Here is a 17,049-nt window from a genome sequence, read left to right as displayed (position 1 = left end):
CGGCTACTCTGTCGGGCGCAGGTCCCGGCCCCGCGCCGGAGAGCATGCGGCGACGGCATGCCGGAGCAGCATCCAGGAGACGAGGGAGAGGAGACGGCCGTGAGCGACGAACAGCCTCCGCGCTCCCCGCGTGCAGGAGGACCGCGCCGACCATCGGGGAGCAGAGCGCGCGCCGGCGGCAGCGCCCGTCCCGTGCCACCGGCCTCCCCGTCCCGCGCGACGCCGTCCCGTGAGGGGAGCGCGCGGCCCGCTCGGGAGCCCACCCCGACCCGGGCGCTGCCCGCCTCGGCCCCGCCGCCCTCGGGACGCTCAGCCCGCCCGGCACGCGGCTTCGACGCCCGCGCCTACGGCGAGCACGGCGGCGACGCCCATCTGTACGGCGAGGACCGCGGCGCAGGGATCGGCTCCCCCGGTGCGGCCGCCTCATCCGGGGGCCCCGACCGCCCCGGCCGACGGAGCAGGCGACGCCGCTCCCGCGTTCCGCGTCCGCTGCGCCTGGCGACGACCCTGCTCGTGCTGGTCCTGGTGATCGTGGTGGGCTGGGGAGCGGGTCTGACGCTGTGGGCCAACTCGCGCATCGAGCACGTCGACGCGCTCTCCGGTGCCGCGGACACCCCGGGCACCACCTATCTGATCGCCGGATCGGACCGGCGCGGCGGGGAGGCGGTCACCTCGGACGGCACCGAGGGCGCGCGCTCCGACACCATCATGCTCCTGCACAGGGCGCGCAACGGGAACAGCTACCTGGTCTCGCTCCCCCGCGACACCCTCGTCGACATCCCCGGATACGGGAAGTACAAGCTCAACGCCGCCTTCTCCTTCGGCGGACCATCGCTTCTGGTGGAGACCGTCGAGCAGTTCACGGGCCTGACGATCGACCATTACGTGGAGGTCGGCTTCGACGGGGTCGCGGGGATCGTCGACGCCGTGGGGACCGTCAACCTGTGCATCGACCAGGACGTCGACGATGAGAAGTCCGGCCTGGTGATGTCCGAGGGCTGCCACGACGTCGGAGGGGAGCAGGCGCTGGCCTTCGTCCGCGCACGCTACTTCGACCCCACCGCGGACATCGGGCGTCAGGGCCGTCAGCAGCAGTTCGTCTCGGCGCTCATGGACCGCGTCGCCTCCCCGTCGGTCCTGCTGAACCCTGTGGCGCAGGCTCGACTCGCCGGCGCCGGGTCGGATGCGCTGATCACCTCCGAGGGGACCGGCATGCTGTCCCTGGCGCGGATGGGCCTGACGGCGCGCAGCGCCATGGGCTCGGGCACCCTCCAGATGCCGTACGTCGACCCCAACTACCAGACCACGCATTCGGGGGTCGCGATCCTCGTCGACGACGAGGAGATCGCCGACTTCTTCTCCTCCATCGAGGACGGGAGCGCCGAGGTCCCCGAGGGCTCCTGAGGCCGGTGGCCGACGCCGGGCTCAGCGGAACAGCATGTCGATGACGATGTTCACCGAGTTCAGGACGGACTGGCCCTTGGAGCGCGAGTAGTCGGTGTACAGGATGTGGACCGGATGCTCGCGCACGGTCAGCCTGTGCCGCCCGATCTCCTCGACGATCTCGGACGCGTGCGCCATCCGGTTCTGCTCGATGGTGATCTTCTCGCAGGCCTCGCGGCCGAGGACCCGCAGGCCGTTGTGGGCGTCGGTGAGCTTCACGCCGCTGGTGAGGTTCGAGTACCAGACCGCTCCCCGCAGCACGACGCGCTTGAGCAGGCCCGGCTTCGTGCGACCGTCGAGGAATCGAGAGCCGAGCACGACGTCCACGCCCTCCCGCTCGCGCAGAGCGATCATCGATGCGGCGTCGTCGACCTGATGCTGGCCGTCGGAGTCGAAGGTCACGATCTGCGCCATCGCCGGATCCCGCAGCGCGTAGTCGATGCCGGTCTTCAGCGCCGCCCCCTGCCCCATGTTGTAGGGGTGGCGCACGACGACGGCGCCGGCCTCCTCGGCGACGCGCGCGGAGTCGTCCCGGCTCCCGTCATCCACGCACACCACCAGCGGATAGCGCGTTCGCAGGGCGCGGATCACGTCACCGACGACCTCCCCCTCGTTGAACAGCGGGACGACGAACCAGGTGCGGTCCGACGCCGGGGAGTCCTGCTCGTCGGGAGCCTCCCGACCGGGCGGGGGCTGGCTCTCGGGCAGGTGCTCGTCGGATGCGCGACCGGCCGCGGGGTCGGCAGTGCTCATGGGTCTCCTCGAAGGGGCGGGGCGACATGTCGCAGGCGTGGTCCCCTGCCGTGCATGCGAGCTGCACGGAGGGTTCATGGGCTGTTCACAGGCTGTTCCCGTGCCCTGTGGGGTCCCTGTGCGGACGGGCGCGGGAGCAGCATCCCGGACGCCGTGGACGATACCCTGTCCGGGTGACCGCCGCCGGTGGTCGTCATCGCGCACCCGGCGCCCGAGGGGGTCGCCGGACGAGGAGGATTTCGTCGTGAAGACCGCTGTCGTCGCCCTGGGGAAGATCGGACTGCCGCTCGCGGTGCAGTTCGCCGATGCCGGTCACGAGGTGATCGGGGTCGACGTGAACCCCCGCCAGGTGGAGCTGATCAACCAGGCCGTCGAGCCCTTCCCCGGCGAGGCGCATCTGCAGGAGAAGCTCTCCGAGCTCGTCCCCGCAGGCCGGCTCCGGGCGACCACCGACTACGCCGAGGCGATCCCGGGGGCCGACGCCGTCGTGATCGTCGTCCCGCTGTTCGTCGACGACGCGACCTGGCAGCCGGACTTCGGCTGGATGGACCAGGCGACGCGCTCCCTAGCGGAGCACCTGACGCCCGGGACCCTCGTGTCCTACGAGACCACTCTCCCGGTGGGCACCCTGCGCGGACGCTTCGTGCCGATGATCGAGGAGATCTCCGGGCTGAAGGAGTCCCAGGACTTCTTCGCCGTCTTCTCCCCGGAGCGCGTCCTGACCGGCCGCGTCTTCGCTGACCTGCGCAAGTACCCCAAGCTCATCGGCGCGATCAGCGAGGACGGCGCCGAGCGCGCCCGAGCGTTCTACGAGTCCGCCCTGACCTTCGACGAGCGCCCCGATCTCGCCCGCCCCAACGGCGTGTGGGACCTCGGCTCCCCGGAGGCCTCCGAGCTCGCCAAGCTCGCCGAGACCACCTACCGCGATGTGAACATCGGCCTGGCCAACGAGTTCGCCCTGTTCGCTCAGGACAACGGCATCGACGTCTACAAGGTCATCGAAGCCAGCAACTCGCAGCCGTACTCGCACATCCACCGCCCCGGCATCGCCGTCGGCGGGCACTGCATCCCCGTCTACCCGCGGCTGTACCTCTCCACCGATCCCCATGCGGAGACCGTGCGCACGGCCCGCACGCTCAACGCCTCGGTCCCTGCGCGCCTCGTGGAGCGCGCCGCGTCGCTGCTCGGCGACCTCACCGGGCTCAAGGCGGCCGTGCTGGGCGCCTCCTACCGCTCCGGGGTGAAGGAGACGGCCTTCTCGGGCGTCTTCCCGGTCGTCGAGGCGCTGCGCGAGCACGGCGCGGAGGTCGCGGTGCATGACACCTTCTACGACGACGAGGAGCTCGCAGGCTTCGGCTGGGCCCCGTACCACCTGGGCGAGGCCGCCGACCTTGTGATCGTCCAGACCGACCACCCCGAGTACAAGGACATCACCGCGGCCGACGTGCCCGGCGTGAAGCTCCTCGTGGACGGCCGCAACGTGACGACCGCCGAGAACTGGACCGGCACCCCCCGCCTGGTCCTCGGCGACGGCTCCGCCTCCACCCACCAGCAGGCCCAGGAGGCCTGAGCCGATGACCGGACTCGACCAGCTGATCGCCCTCGGCCCCGGGCTCGGGGTGGGCGGCCGCACGTTCATCGTCCAGCTCGTCCTGGTGCTCGGGATCGTGCTCATCGTCGGATGGCTGTTCATGACGCGCGGCGCCAAGCAGCTGGCCGTGCGCCGACTGCTGATCATCGCCTTCGCGCTCTTCGCCGTGCTGACGGTGCTCCTCCCGAGCATGCTCACCAAGGTCGCGAACATGATCGGCGTGGGTCGCGGCGCCGACCTGCTGCTCTATGCGACGGTGCTCGTCCTGCTCGGCTTCCTGGCGCTCCAGGAGGCGCGGACGAAGGCCGCCGAGAAGCGCACCACCTATCTCGCCCGGCGCCTCGCGCTGGACGAAGCGGTGCAGCCGGCGACCTACCGGGGGCAGGTGGAGCGCCCGTCCGAGAACGGGTGAGCTCCCCCGTCCCCCGGTACCTCCCGTACCTCGACGTCACCCGGATCATCGCCGTGCTCGGCGTCGTCGGGGTGCACGTCGTGGGCGGGGGCGTCGCCGCCCACGAGGTCGGGATCGTGACCGTCGTCCTCCTGATGTCGCTCAAGGCCGCCGTCCCCGTCTTCTTCATGATGTCGGGTGCGCTCAACCTGGATCCGCTCGCGCAGCGCGACGGACCCTCGGCGTTCCTGGCCCGGCGAGCGACGAGGATCCTTCCCGCGCTGGTCGTCTGGTCCGCGTTCTACCTCATCGTGATCCGCGGCGCCATCTCCGGAGCGCCGGTAGCATCCTTCGGCGAGCTGATCGACCTGATCAGCACCGGGGAGACCTACACGCACCTGTACTTCCTCTTCGCGATCGCGGGCCTGTACCTGATCACGCCCGTGCTGACGCCCTTCCTCGCGCAGGACGAAGGGCGACGGACCTGGATCCTCGGCCTGGCGACGGCCGCATGGACGGTCCTCGCGGTCTCCCTGTCCCAGGCCGGCGGCAGCGGGCTCATCTCCGTCGTCCCCGTGACGGCGAGCAGCCTGACCTATGTCCTGCTCTACACCTGCTACTACGTCCTGGGCCGCGCCGTGCTCGTCGCACCGATCCCCCGACCGGCGGCGATGGCGGGCCTCGTCCTCAGCCCGGTGCTCATCATCGCGATCACCGCGATCTACCTCCGGAGCGCGGGTGGGATCGACGGGACCGCTCCGGTCGAGCCGTGGGCCGCCGTCCTCGCCCCGCTGTACGGCTCGCTGCCCGTCGTCGTGCACTCCGTGGTCCTGATGGCCTCGGTGTCCAGCCTGTGCGGCCGATGGCGGGTCTCGGCGCGCACCGAGAGGCTGCTGCGCACCCTGGGAGCGGCGACCTTCGGGATCTTCCTGGTGCATTTCGCCATCCTCGTCGCCCTCCGGGAGCTGATCCCCGCCCTGCAGGATTACGATGCGGTGCCGATGGCCATCACCTGGGCGGTCACCGTGGCCGTCTCGACCTGCATCGCCCTCCTCGGGCGACGTGTCCCCCTACTGCGAACCATCTTCTGAACCTGCCCGGAGGACCAGCACTGTGAGCTTCGTGAGCCGTCTCGACGGACGTCCGGCCACCGACCGGACCGCCGCCCTCGAACGATCCTGCCGGATCGGCCGCCCCGGGGGGCGAGCCGCCGCGCCTCGTCCGCGCGCGGAGGGGCGGCACGCATGACCGGATGGCTCCTCTTCCTCGCCGCGGCGGCCTTCGCCGCGCTGCTGATCTTCGGCCCCGGCTATCTGTGGGCTCGTCTGTGCCGGGTCCCGGCCCTCTACGCCGTCGGCACGGCGCCGGCCCTGACCGCCGGCGGATTCGGCATCGCCGCCGTCCTCTTCTCCGCCGCAGGCGTCCGCTGGACGCTCGTGAGCGCCCTCGCCCTGGTCCTCGCGGCCGCCGCCGTCTGCGCGCTCCTGGGCCGCCGGATCGCCGGGCCGCTCCTGCCCGCACCGGCCGCCCCCCGCCCCAGGAGCCCGGCCGCTCGCATCGTGCCGATCGTGCTCGTGCTGATCGCCGTCGCCGTCGCCGTCGGCCCCGTCCTGCACGCCATGCCGGGGCCGGACGCGGTCCTGCAGCGATGGGACGCGCTCTTCCACCTCAGCGCCGTCGAGCACGTGCGGCAGACCGGCGACGGTTCCACGCTCACCCTCGGAGGCATCGCCTACTCGGACCAGCGCGCGGCCTTCTATCCCGCGGCGTTCCACGACATCGCCGCGCTGATCCCCTTCGCATCGACGACGATCACCGTGAACGCCGCCGCCATCGCCCTGGCGACGCTGCCATGGTGCACGGGTCTGGCCGTGCTCACGAAGGCGCTGTGGCCGCGGCTGTCCTGGGGACCCGCCGCCGCAGCGATCCTCGGCGCGCTAGCGCCGGCCGCACCGCTGAACGAATGGGTGCATCTCTCCCCCACGTCGAATCTGGTCGGATTCGCGGTCCTGCCGGGTCTCGCGGCGCTCGTCGTCGCCTCCTGGCACGCGCTGACCTCGGCAAGGCTTCCCGGCCTCGGCCGCCGGTCGCTGCTGGTCGTCCTGGTCCTCGGAGGCGTCGCGGGCATCGCGCTGCTCCATCCGAACGTCCTCATCGCGCTCTCGCTGCTCACCGCGATCGCGACGGGCTACGACGCCGCGGGCCGGGTGCGAGCGGGACGCGCGCGCCAAAGGCTGCTCGTGCTGCCGCTGATCGCCCTCTCCCCGACCCTGCTGATCATCGCGATGCCCGGCAGCGGCGTCGCGCAGGGCTTCAACGGCGGCCTCGCGGTGCCGTGGTGGCAGGCGATCGGCGAGGTGGGGCTCGGGCTCCTGACGGTCTGGCCCATGGCCCAGGGCGTGCTGCTCTGGCTGGTCGCCTGGGTCGGAGTCATCGCCCTCGCCCGACGACGCGCATGGGGCGCGATCCTCTGCGCCGCGGTCGTCGCCGTGCTGTACCTGGATGCGGCCGTGGACTCCTCGCTGGGGCTCTCGGTGCTCTGGTACCGCGGGCAGGATCGCCTGTCCATGCTCCTGACCCTGGTCGCCGTTCCGCTCGCGGTGGCGGGCCTCGCCGCGATGCGGACCTGGTGGCGGCGCCAGACGCTGCGTCGGGGACGGGGACGACGGAGCGCCGCAGTGCCCGCCGTCGCGCTGGCCGTCCTCGCGGCGCTGGTCGTCGCCTGGAACATCCCCACGCGCGCCGACCAGGCGGCGCTGAACTTCGACCTGGACATGCAGAACCGGAACCGGTACTTCGACACCGAGGAATGGGAGCTCCTGAAGGAGGTCGCCCCGACCCTCGACAGCTCCGGGGTGCTCATCGCGAGCCCGTTCTCCGGGGCGGCCCATCTCTATGCGATCTCCGGGCAGTCGGTCCGCTTCCTCACCGACGGCCATGCGCAGCGCGATCCGGACCCCGATGTCATCGCGGCGGCGGCGTCGCCCGACGCGAGCACGTGCGACGTCCTGGCGCGAGCCGGAGTGAAGTACGTGTACGTCGATGCGTACGCGTACAACACGGTCGCCGCCTATGCGCCGCTCCAGAAGGCGCGCATCGAGGGTCTCGTGCCGATCGTCGCGACCGACCACTCGGCGCTCTACGAGATCGACTGCTAGGTCGGCGCGGCCGACGACCGGCTCGACGCGGGACCGCTCAGAACAGCGGAGCCAGCGCCTCCACGCCTCGGTCGCCGCTCGCGTCCAGGCTGGCGTCCCGCTCCGTCCACGCGCGCAGATGCGCCCGGTCGGGCACGTCGACGCCGTCGAGGGCCGAGCGCATCGCCTCCGCCACCTCGTCGGGATCGTAGGCGACGGACCAGCCGAGGCCGTTGTCCTCCACGAGCCGGTTTCCGTAGCCGTCCCCGGACTGGATCACGGGAGTTCCGCAGGCCGTGGCCGCGAACATCTTGGTCGCGACGGCGAAGTCGTAGCCCTGGCCCGGGGTGACGGAGCTCAGCGCGGCCGCCGCGCCACGGATGTAGGTCGCGACCTCGCGCGCGGGGAGGCGTCGGCGGAACTCGATGCCGTCGAGGCCGCGCTCCTTCGCACGCTGTTCGAGCTCGTCGCGGTGCGCCCCCTCGGAGAAGAACAGGAGCCGTGCCCCCGGATGCGACGCGACGACGCGCTCGAAGGCCTCGAGGAACACTCCGGCCCCGTGCCATTCGGAGACGGTGCCGGTGTACACGAAGTACGGCCCGGGCTCCTCCGCGACAGGCCCCTCGAGGGTGAAGTCCCGGATGTTGATGCCGTTGCCGACCACCGCGAGCGATCGTCTCGTGCCGATCAGCTCGACGATCCGGTCGTGCACGCCCTGGGAGGTCGCGAGGATCACCTCGGCGCGCCGCCAGACGAGCTTCTCCGCGCAGCGGAGCACGGTGCGCACGATCCACGGCACTCCTGCGACGGTCTCGGTCGCGTCGGACCAGACGTCGGCCGCGTAGTAGGCGTAGGGCACCCGACGGAGCGCGCTCGCGGCCATGACGGCCAGCCCGGTGGTGGGCGGGGGCTCCGAGATGACGCCCGCGAGATCGCGCTGGGCGAGGAGCCGGAAGAAGAGCGGGATGTCGAAGCTCAGGTAGGAGACATAGCCCTTGACGTGCCCCTGCCGGTCCCGCTTCACGGGCCAGCGGGACACGTCCCGCAGCTCATCGGCATGCCCCTCAGCATCGACCGATCTGGTCGTCATGACGGTGACCCGATGGCCCGCTCGCTCCATCGCCCGGGCGAGCGCCTCGTTGCGCGAGGCGGCCGGTGTGGGCTCGGGAGCGAAGAGCCGGGTCGCGACCACATACGTTCCGCGCGTCCGACGGGATTGCTTCGACGCCACGCAGTGGCCCTCCGACTTCTCCTGGGGTTCTTCTCGCCAGCGCCTCACAGTAGCACCGGGTCTCCACACCGGACCGCGCGGAGCGGCCGGCCCCCTCAGGCCCGTTCCCGCAGCGCGTCCACGCTGCGCAGCGACGCCCGTCCGTCGCCGTAGTGGGCGGGACGGTCGGCGGTGGGACGGGGACGCGTCACCGCGGCGGTCAGCTCGGCCGGATCGACGACGAGACGGTTCCAGTCGTTGTCGAGGGTCTCGACCCACTCGGTCTCGGTGCGCACCGTCGAGGTGGGAGTGCCGAGGAGATAGGCCTCCTTCTGCAGGCCGCCGGAGTCGGTGACGACCGCGGCCGCGTGCTGGACGGCGTTGATCAGGTCGGGGTACGCGACGGGCTCGCCCACGTGCACCGCGCCTCCCGCCAGCTCGATGCCCGCCTCCTTCGCCTTGGCGACGAGTCGAGGGTGCGCGAACAGCGCGAGCGGCATGTCCAGCGCCTGCAGGGACGAGATGATCGAGGCGAGCCGCTCGGGATCGTCGGTGTTGTCGGCGCGGTGGATAGTCGCCACCGCGTAGTCGCCGCCCGGATCGATCCCCCCGGGGAGCGCGACGGGGACGTCCTTCACGGACTCGGCAACCCGCAGGCACACGTCGGTCATCACGTCTCCGGTCACGAGCGTGCGCCCGGCCAGCCCCTCGTCCGCGAGATGCCCGCGGGCCACCTCGGTCGGAGCCAGGAGGAGATCCGCGGCGTGGTCGGTGAGCACGCGGTTGTGCTCCTCCGGCATGCGCCGGTTGAAGGAGCGCAGCCCGGCCTCGAGATGCGCGACCTTGAGGTGCATCTTCACCGCGGAGAGGGTGCCGGCGAGCGTGGAGTTGGTGTCGCCGTAGACGAGTGTCCAATCCGGCCTGTGCTCCTCGAGCACCTCGTCCATCCCGGCGAGCATCGCCCCGGTCTGACGCCCGTGGGAGCCGGAGCCGACGGCGAGGTTGACATCCGGCGCGGGGATCCTCAGATCGGCGAAGAACACATCGCTCATCGCGGCGTCGTAGTGCTGGCCGGTATGGACGATGACGTGCTCCACGTCGTCCCGCTGCGCGGCGGCATCGGCGATGGCCGCGAGCTTGACGAACTGCGGGCGCGCGCCCACGACGGACAGGATCTTCATGAGGGCTCCCTCTGGGACGGATCGAGGCGACCCCCGCAGTGTACGGACCCTGCCGGTGCCCGCAGGACATGACGCCCAACGCGCGCCGACCGGCCGCCGCCTCCTCCTATACTGGCCGACGTGCCCAGACCGCAGCTCCTCGTGATCAGCCTGTCCCCCATCCATCGCGATGCTCGCGTTCTCCGACAGCTCTCCGTCGTCGCCGAGTTCGGACATGTCACCACGGTCGGCTTCGGCCCCGCGCCGGAAGATGCGGACGAGCACATCCAGGTCCCCGACGGGCTGAGCACCCTTCCTCAGACCCCGATCGGCGTGGCGAAGCTGGGGCTGCGCCGCCTGCGCTCGGCGGAGCTCGAGGCCCCCGCGTTCCGCTGGGTGCTCTCCGCCCTCGAGGGACGCCGGTTCGATGTCGTGGTCGCCAACGAGGCACGGATCCTGGGTCTCGCTGATGCCGTCGCGCACGGCGCCCCGATCTGGGCGGACATGCACGAGTGGGCACCCGAAGAACGCACCCACATCCTCTCCTGGCGACTCCTCGTGGCGCCGCTGATGGACCATCTCTGCCGCACGTACCTCCCCGGATGCGCGGCGGTGACCACGGTGGGCGATCGCATCGGCGATCTGTACCGCGACCGCTACGGCGTCGAGGCCCGCACGATGCGGAACTCCTCCCCGTTCCGGGATCTCGCCGTCACCGAGGTCCCCGACGACCGCGTGCGCCTCGTGCACTCCGGCGCCGCCGTGCAGGGGAGGAACCTCGAGCTCACCATCGACGCGGTCAGCGCCCTCCCGGAGCGCTTCACCCTGGATCTGTACCTCGTGCCGGCGAACGACGGGGGCCGATATCTGCGCAGCCTCGAGGAGCGGGCCCCGGAGGACGGTCGGGTCCGATTCCTCGATCCGGTCCCTCCGATGGCGCTGCCCAGCACTCTCAACGCCTACGACGTCGGCGTCTTCTGGCTCCCGCCCGTGCACACCAACGGGCGTCTCACGCTCCCCAACAAGTTCTTCGACTACGTCCAGGCTCGCCTGGGGATCGCCGTGGGCCCCTCGCCGGAGATGGAGGCGCTCGTCGAGGAGCATTCCCTGGGCGTCGTCTCCGCCGACTTCCGCCTGGAGTCGATTGTGGAGTCCCTGCAGGACGTCGACGCCGAGGAGATCCGAGGCTGGAAGCAGGCCTCCGATCGGGCGGCGCGCACGCTCGCGTTCGAGACCGATGCGGACGTCGCACGGGAGATCCTCGCGGAGCTCGTCGCCCGCTGACCCCCGGCCCCCGGGTCAGCCCGCGCCGCCGGCCTCCTCCGGGGCGTCCCCCTCGCGGTCGACCCCGTCGCCGACGACGGTGTACCCCCTCCAGTTCGGGTCCCACCAGTTCTCGCGGCTGTCGATCTCGCCGCAGGCGTCGATCCTCCAGAGCGTCGCGGTCCCTGCGGCCGCCACCTCCGTGAACCCCTCGGACGTGTCGACGTCGTAGAGCCCGGGCAGCGACTCGCTCCGCGGCTCGCCCTCATACAGCACCGGATCGTCCTCGTAGTAGTAGGTGATCCCGTAGTGCCGCACGATGTCGCAGACGGTCGGATCGGAGCGGATGTCCGCGAAGTGCTGAGCGAGATACACGCCGTCCTCATCGAGCGACCGCACGGACACCTGCGTGAACACGGACTCGACGTCCGCGAGCACCGGTGCGTAGCCCACGCCGCTCAGCGGATCCCCGAGGATCACCGCGCTCTCCGGGAGGATCTCGTCGAGGTCCTCGAGCATCTCGAACTCCGCGGGCGAGCCGATGATCGCCCGTTCCCCGATCGACGGCGCCGCGGGAGCGTAGGCCGCCTTCCAGGACAGGAATCCCCCCAGGCCCAGATGAGCGATGAGGAACCCGACGATCACCGCTCGCGTCGCGGGTCGTCCTGCGGCGGCCCGCAGCATCGTCGACCAGCGCGACCGGGCCGCGGGATCGGCGGCGTCGCCGACGGTCTCCCACAGCGTCGACAGGCCCATGGGGAGGAGCAGGGCGAGGAAGACGACCTGGATCGCGAAGAGCCGGTAGGCGTCCGAGTACCAGATGCCCGCGATGCTCGACAGGATCGGGAGCGGGAAGTACACCCCGAGGATCAGCAGCGTCTGCATCGTCCACGCCGCGAGCACCCATCGTGATCTGCGCGACCAGGCGGCGGCGACCACGCCGAGCAGCGTCGGAAGTCCGTAGAAGAGCGCGAGGGCGCTGAGGATCACGGGGTCGGGCGTGCTCGGCCAGAGCATCAGAGTGCTCGTGAGGCGCGAGAGGAAGGAGTCCCACTCCCCGATGGACGGGCGCGACATCGCGGCCTGGACCTGGGGGTGGCTGAGGACTCCCATCAGGACCGCGGTCGCCGCGAGCACCGATGCCGCGCAGGCCACCACGAATCGCGGGCGGGGCCAGACGCCCCACAGCCTCCGCAGGAGCTGCAGCGTCATCACCGCGAAGGCGGGAGCGAGCACCCACAGCGGCGTGAAGATGAAGGTGGGATGGGAGAGGACCATCCCCGCCGTGCCCGCCAGCAGGAGGAGGATCAGCCCGATGTATCGCACCCCGTTGCGGGCCAGCCCTCCGCGGGACATGTCCAGCACGGCGGCGTAGCCCAGGGCCAGCACTCCCGGGAACAGGGCGAGGGCGAGCGCGTTCGGCCAGAAGCTCTTCCCGACCGCCATGTAGTCCGGGAAGGCCACGAAGCCGGCGGCGACCAGCGGGGTCAGGATCACCATCCGTCGGCGACGGGGGAAGACCTCGGCTCCCAGGCACGTCATCCCCACCAGGAAGATGACCGGGGTGACCAGATAGCTCAGGACGTGGGCGACCTCGATCACGGCCGTCGGCGCGGCGACCAGCGCGGCGAGCGCATGCCAGACCGCCGGGTAGGTCACGTCGAGGACCCGCAGCCCGTGGTTCCAGTCCATGGCGCCGAACATGGAGGCGTCGCCGGTGGTGAGGACCGCGTTGATCCCGTTGTAGTGGAACATCGGGTCGGTCAGGGAGCTGGGGAAGTACGGATCCACGGCGACGAGCACCGGCACCCAGTGGACCAGCACCGCGATCCCCGCGGCTCCGACGACCATCAGGAGCTGGCGCCCGGTCCTCGGAGGCCCGTCGATCTCGCCGCCCAGAGGACGCCCCTGCTGGCCGGCGCGACGGAGCACCCATCGGTATCCGAGGACGAGCAGGGCGCCGCAGGCCACGAGGGCGCAGAAGCTGAGCAGGCCCCAGCGCACGCCGATCAGGGACAGCCCGATGCCTCCGACCCCCACCAGGCCGCAGGTGATCGCCGGGGCGAAGCCGATCGACAGCCCCCACCTCACATCGGCGAGGCGCAGCAGGAGGAGACCGGGCGCATAGACCAGGACGAGCAGCGCCACGAGGATCGGAGCCGTCGTCGCCCATGCGTGGAAATGTTCCATCCCTTGCCCTCTCTTCGCTGTCGCGGCGCGGTCATGCCTCGGGCGGCGTCGATCGGGGACCGCCGTCCGCCAGGACAGCGTAAGCGGAGGGGCGCGCGCCTCCCCTGCTCACGCCCCGGACTGTGGGCGATGTCGTGGCGTCGTCGGCGGGTGATCTCCGCGGGTGCTCCGCGGGGGCGCCGGACCGGTCGGCGGCGATCGGGCCTCAGCGCTCCCGGCGGGCGCCGCTGCGCAGCCGATCCGCGACCTGTCGGGCACGAGCGGTCCACGTCTGGTCGGGACGAGCGCGGCGCGCGTTGGCGGCGTGCTCCTCGAGCCGACGGGGATCCTCCAGGAGCCTCTCGAGCTCGGCGGCGAGCGCATCCGCCGAGTAGTCGATGACCGGGCCGATCCCGAGCTGCTTCCCGAGCGTCGCCGCATGGGTCCCGCTGCTGAGCAGGACGGGCTTGCCATGCCCGATGTACTCGAAGAACTTCACGGGGGCTGCGAACGTGCGGTACTCCCCCGGCTCGACGAAGAGCACGCAGGCGGAGGCCGCGTCATAGAGCGGCTCGAGCTCCGGACCCGATGCGTGGACCACACGGATTCGCTCGTTCAGGAAGTGTTCGTAGCGTTCCCGGCTCCTCTCCCAGTCCGCCGGACGGACGCAGAGGGTGAGGGTGACGTCCTCGGTCTTCTCGACCGCCTCGAGGCAGGCGTCCAGCCCGTACTCGGAGCCGATCCCTCCGACGTACAGCAGGTGCAGGCCGTCGGGAGTCGTCGAATCCACGACATCGGATCCCGGCGGCAGCGCGCTGCTCGACGCCGGGGAGACGGGGACGATCGGCGCCATCAGCTCGGAGGGCAGGAAGACATGCGCTCGAGCGAGCTTCAGCGCCGCCAGGTCCATCCTGTACAGGACGTTCATCATCGCGGCGCGCGGTGTGCGCAGGGAGCGCAGGGAGGTCGAGTATCGCCAGTAGACATCGCGGTAGAACTCGCCGGCCGGGATCCCCGCGCGCCGGGCCCACAGCAGGATCCGGGCGTCCAGGAAGGGAGCGAGACCCTCCTTCACGCTGGTCGCGAGGAGGTTCGGCTGGGTCGAGTTCTCCGAGTAGAGCATGTCGAGCGTCTGCCCGGCCCGACGGCGGCGCCGGGCGGCGCGGAACGCGACCGCCCGCTGGCGCGGCGAGCCGACGAGCGGATGGACCCGGTATCCGATCCGGTCGAACGCCTCGAGCATGCGCAGCGGACGGAGCCGGCTCGCGCCCTTCGGGTGGGGATCGATGGGGAACGGGGCGTGGAAGAGCATGCGGGGCCGGGACTCGCGCTCCGCCGCGCGCTCGTACATCGCCACCTGCCGCTCGGCGAACGCCCGGGTGGAGAAGATCTCCCGGGCCTCTCGACGCACGTCCCGGCGGAACGCGCCGGAGCGGCTCTCGGCCTTCCGCGCGGCCGAGGCCATCGCCTCGCCGAGCGCCGCGACGTCGTCGACGGGGACCACCGCTCCGCGCGCGGGGTCGACCCACGCGCGCCCGGCCCAGGTCTCCGTCGCGATCACCGTGAGGCCCGCGGCCCGGGCCTCGCCGATGACGGTGCCGCCGGCCTCGATCGCGCTCGCGAGGACGAGGCAGTGGCAGCGCGCCATGAGCGCGGGCAGCTCCGCGCGATCGACGCGACCGAGCACCTCGACGTCCTCCGCCACCCCGCGCGCCGCGGCGTGCGCGCGGAGCTCCTCGACCCGCTGCGGTCCGCCCCCGGCGATCACGAGACGGCATGCGACGTCGGCCCGCGTCCGCGCGAAGGCATCGATCGTCTCCTCCGCCCGCTTGTTCCGCACGAGGTTGGACACGTGCAGGAAGGTGTAGGCCGCCTCGAAGGACTCGGTCTCGGGCGTCGCGGCGAAGAACTCGTCGGGCACCGGCAGCGGGATCACCTCGGGCTCGACGATGCCGTAGTGCTCGGCGATCGCCTCGGCGAACGGCCGGCTGACCGTCGCCCGCACCGACGCGTCGGCCAGCGCATGGAGGAGATGCGCGGAGCGGGTCGCGGACCGGGGGCTCGTGAGGCTGGACGGCCGGTGCTCCGTGAACACCACCCCGCGACCCCACCGCACGGCGAGGTCCTGGGCGATGAGCAGTCCGGGAACGGCCGAGTGGGCGTGCAGCACGTCGGGCGCCTCGGAGAACGCCGTCCGGTAGGCCGCCGCCGCCAGGGAGCCCATCAGCGCCTGCTCGAACCGTTGGACGGGGCGCGGCAGCGCCGGCACGTCGAAGCGGATGACGGTGAGCGGCCCGTCGACGACCCTCTCGACGGAGGATCCGCGCCACCGGGCCGCGGGGACGACGCGGGGCGCGAGGACGGCCACGTCATGACCGGCCTCGGCGACCATCAGCGCCTGCTCGCGGAAGAAGGAGCCGTTCAGCGGCTCCTGCGAGGTCGGGTACCAGGACGGGATCACGAGGACTCGCATGCAGGGCTCCAGGAGAGGGTCGGGCGGGTGATCGCGGGCTGATCGAGCGGTGGTGCTCCGCTCAGGTGCCGGGCGCCGCGGCCTCCGGGCCGGACTCGCCCTCGGCATCGCTCTTCGGTCGCCGGCGGTCGTAGCCGCGAGCAGCGAGCAGCGCCATCACCAACATTATCGCCAGCATCGCTCCCATCAGCAGGCCGAGCCACACGACCGTCTCGAGGAGCGGGAGAGGCGAGAAGTAGAGCAGCGAGAGCGGCGCGGCGCAGAAGACGACCGAGAAGGCCAGCATCCACTGCTGGTTGTCGGTCACGACGAAGACCGTGGAGATGGGCGAGGTGACGAGCTGCATCGCGAGCCACGGGGTGAGCGCGCGGGCGAAGTCCCCCGCCATGTCCCACTGCTCGCCGAAGACGAAGGTGAACAGCCAGGGCGCCACGAGGTAGATCAGTCCGAAGGGCACGACGGAGATGAGGAGCGACCGGATGATCGTGAAGCGCACCAGCGGGTACATCTCCCCCGGCCGGACCCGGGCGAGCTTCTGGAAGAAGACCTGGGAGATCGCGCTGTTGATGAGTCCGATCGGCACCTGGAGGATCCTCCAGGCCAGGTTGAACTGGCCCACGGCGCCGAGCGCGACGGTGCCGATGAGCAGGGTGATGCCGTTGATCCGCAACGAGTCGATGAGCGCGTTGGGCATGTTGAGCAGCGGCATCTTCTTGTACCGCTTCACGAGATCGAGGCCGCTCGCGGTCCCCTCTTCCACCGGCTCCCGGAGATCCTTGGAGCGGCGGCGGAGATTGACGTAGGCGTAGGCCTGGCCGATGAGCGTCCCGAAGATCAGGCCCGGCAGGGTGCGCAGGCCGACGAGGCCGAACCCGAGCTGCCCGCCCGCGGCGCCGATCGCCTGCTGCACGCGGTTGAGGGAGATCGTCCGGTAGTCGGTCCTCCGGTTGAACCAGAGCTGCATCATCGTGGCCTGCGCGACGAAGAAGACGGTGAGGCCGCCCAGCACCAGCCAGCTCGCGAGCTCGGGATCGTCGTAGTAGGCGATGATCAGCGGGCGCAGGGCGAGCGCGGCGACGGTGAACAGCCCGGCGACGAACAGATTGCTCCAGGTCGCGACGCGCGCGATCCTCCGGGCCTCGTCATCGCTCTCCGGCAGCATGATCGTCATGTCCAGCCGCAGGGACGCGATCGTGGTGGCGATCGCCGTGAGCGAGCCGAACACCGCGAACTGGCCGAAGGCCTCCGGCGTGAAGAGCCTCGCCGTGACGATCGAGACGGCCATCACGACGACCTGGGCGACGGCGGTGCCGGTGAGCAGAACCATCACATGGCGCAGCGTCGGGTACTTGGTGATCAGCGCGTCGATGGCGGCGCGGAACCTGGAGGGCGAGGCCAACGAGCGACCTCCTCGCGGGGTGTGAGTACGATGTGCCAGCAGGCCGCAGGGCCCGCGTCC

Annotated in this window: 12 protein-coding genes; 6 read left to right on the top strand and 6 right to left on the bottom strand. The window is 71.3% G+C overall.

Annotation, left to right across the window (positions count from 1 at the left end; genetic code table 11):
- Nucleotides 1–99 precede the first annotated feature (99 nt).
- The gene (locus tag ACZ5AJ_RS03485) at nucleotides 100–1,404 is read left to right on the top strand and encodes an LCP family protein (protein ID WP_464137107.1); all 1,305 of its coding nucleotides are present in this window, start codon (nucleotides 100–102) and stop codon (nucleotides 1,402–1,404) included.
- A gap of 21 nt (nucleotides 1,405–1,425) precedes the next feature.
- Here ACZ5AJ_RS03485 and ACZ5AJ_RS03480 read toward each other — a convergent pair whose 3' ends face one another.
- The gene (locus tag ACZ5AJ_RS03480; protein WP_464137105.1) at nucleotides 1,426–2,196 is read right to left on the bottom strand and encodes a glycosyltransferase family 2 protein; all 771 of its coding nucleotides are present in this window, start codon (nucleotides 2,194–2,196) and stop codon (nucleotides 1,426–1,428) included.
- Between the two features lie 244 nt (nucleotides 2,197–2,440).
- Here ACZ5AJ_RS03480 and ACZ5AJ_RS03475 point away from each other — a divergent pair, with 244 nt between their 5' ends.
- The 4 genes from ACZ5AJ_RS03475 (at nucleotide 2,441) to ACZ5AJ_RS03460 (ending at nucleotide 7,336) form a co-directional block, all read left to right on the top strand.
- Nucleotides 2,441–3,766 (top strand): nucleotide sugar dehydrogenase, encoded by a 1,326-nt coding sequence (locus ACZ5AJ_RS03475; RefSeq protein WP_464137103.1) that lies wholly within the window; start codon nucleotides 2,441–2,443, stop codon nucleotides 3,764–3,766.
- Between the two features lie 4 nt (nucleotides 3,767–3,770).
- On the top strand, nucleotides 3,771–4,199 hold the full coding sequence (locus tag ACZ5AJ_RS03470; protein ID WP_464137100.1) for a DUF2304 family protein: 429 nt from the start codon (nucleotides 3,771–3,773) through the stop codon (nucleotides 4,197–4,199).
- The gene (locus tag ACZ5AJ_RS03465) at nucleotides 4,196–5,269 is read left to right on the top strand and encodes an acyltransferase (protein ID WP_464137098.1); all 1,074 of its coding nucleotides are present in this window, start codon (nucleotides 4,196–4,198) and stop codon (nucleotides 5,267–5,269) included. The genes ACZ5AJ_RS03470 and ACZ5AJ_RS03465 overlap by 4 nt, the downstream gene beginning before the upstream one ends.
- A 153-nt stretch (nucleotides 5,270–5,422) precedes the next feature.
- Nucleotides 5,423–7,336, top strand: coding sequence for a DUF6541 family protein (locus ACZ5AJ_RS03460; protein ID WP_464137096.1), 1,914 nt, complete (start codon nucleotides 5,423–5,425; stop codon nucleotides 7,334–7,336).
- A gap of 37 nt (nucleotides 7,337–7,373) precedes the next feature.
- Here ACZ5AJ_RS03460 and ACZ5AJ_RS03455 read toward each other — a convergent pair whose 3' ends face one another.
- Both ACZ5AJ_RS03455 and wecB read right to left on the bottom strand, forming a co-directional pair.
- Nucleotides 7,374–8,507: a glycosyltransferase family 4 protein gene (locus ACZ5AJ_RS03455; protein ID WP_464137093.1), complete on the bottom strand. Its 1,134-nt coding sequence runs from the start codon at nucleotides 8,505–8,507 to the stop codon at nucleotides 7,374–7,376.
- A 134-nt stretch (nucleotides 8,508–8,641) separates the two neighbouring features.
- Complete coding sequence (gene wecB, locus ACZ5AJ_RS03450; RefSeq protein WP_464137091.1) at nucleotides 8,642–9,706, bottom strand: non-hydrolyzing UDP-N-acetylglucosamine 2-epimerase; 1,065 nt, start codon at nucleotides 9,704–9,706, stop codon at nucleotides 8,642–8,644.
- Nucleotides 9,707–9,826: 120 nt separating this feature from the next.
- On the opposite strand from wecB, the gene ACZ5AJ_RS03445 reads away from it, so the two are divergent.
- On the top strand, nucleotides 9,827–10,969 hold the full coding sequence (locus tag ACZ5AJ_RS03445) for a glycosyltransferase family protein (RefSeq protein WP_464137090.1): 1,143 nt from the start codon (nucleotides 9,827–9,829) through the stop codon (nucleotides 10,967–10,969).
- Nucleotides 10,970–10,984: 15 nt separating this feature from the next.
- Here the strand turns inward: ACZ5AJ_RS03445 and ACZ5AJ_RS03440 are convergent, their stop codons facing one another.
- From ACZ5AJ_RS03440 to ACZ5AJ_RS03430, 3 genes are all read right to left on the bottom strand, one after another.
- A complete protein-coding gene (locus tag ACZ5AJ_RS03440) occupies nucleotides 10,985–13,138 on the bottom strand; it encodes a DUF6541 family protein (protein ID WP_464137088.1) in 2,154 nt (717 codons plus the stop codon).
- A gap of 205 nt (nucleotides 13,139–13,343) precedes the next feature.
- Nucleotides 13,344–15,590: a glycosyltransferase gene (locus ACZ5AJ_RS03435; protein WP_464137086.1), complete on the bottom strand. Its 2,247-nt coding sequence runs from the start codon at nucleotides 15,588–15,590 to the stop codon at nucleotides 13,344–13,346.
- 61 nt (nucleotides 15,591–15,651) lie between these two features.
- A complete protein-coding gene (locus ACZ5AJ_RS03430) occupies nucleotides 15,652–16,989 on the bottom strand; it encodes a lipopolysaccharide biosynthesis protein (RefSeq protein ID WP_464137084.1) in 1,338 nt (445 codons plus the stop codon).
- Between the last annotated feature and the right edge of the window lie 60 nt (nucleotides 16,990–17,049).

Source organism: Brachybacterium zhongshanense (assembly GCF_055385755.1).
This window is presented reverse-complemented; position numbering and strand designations above follow the sequence as displayed.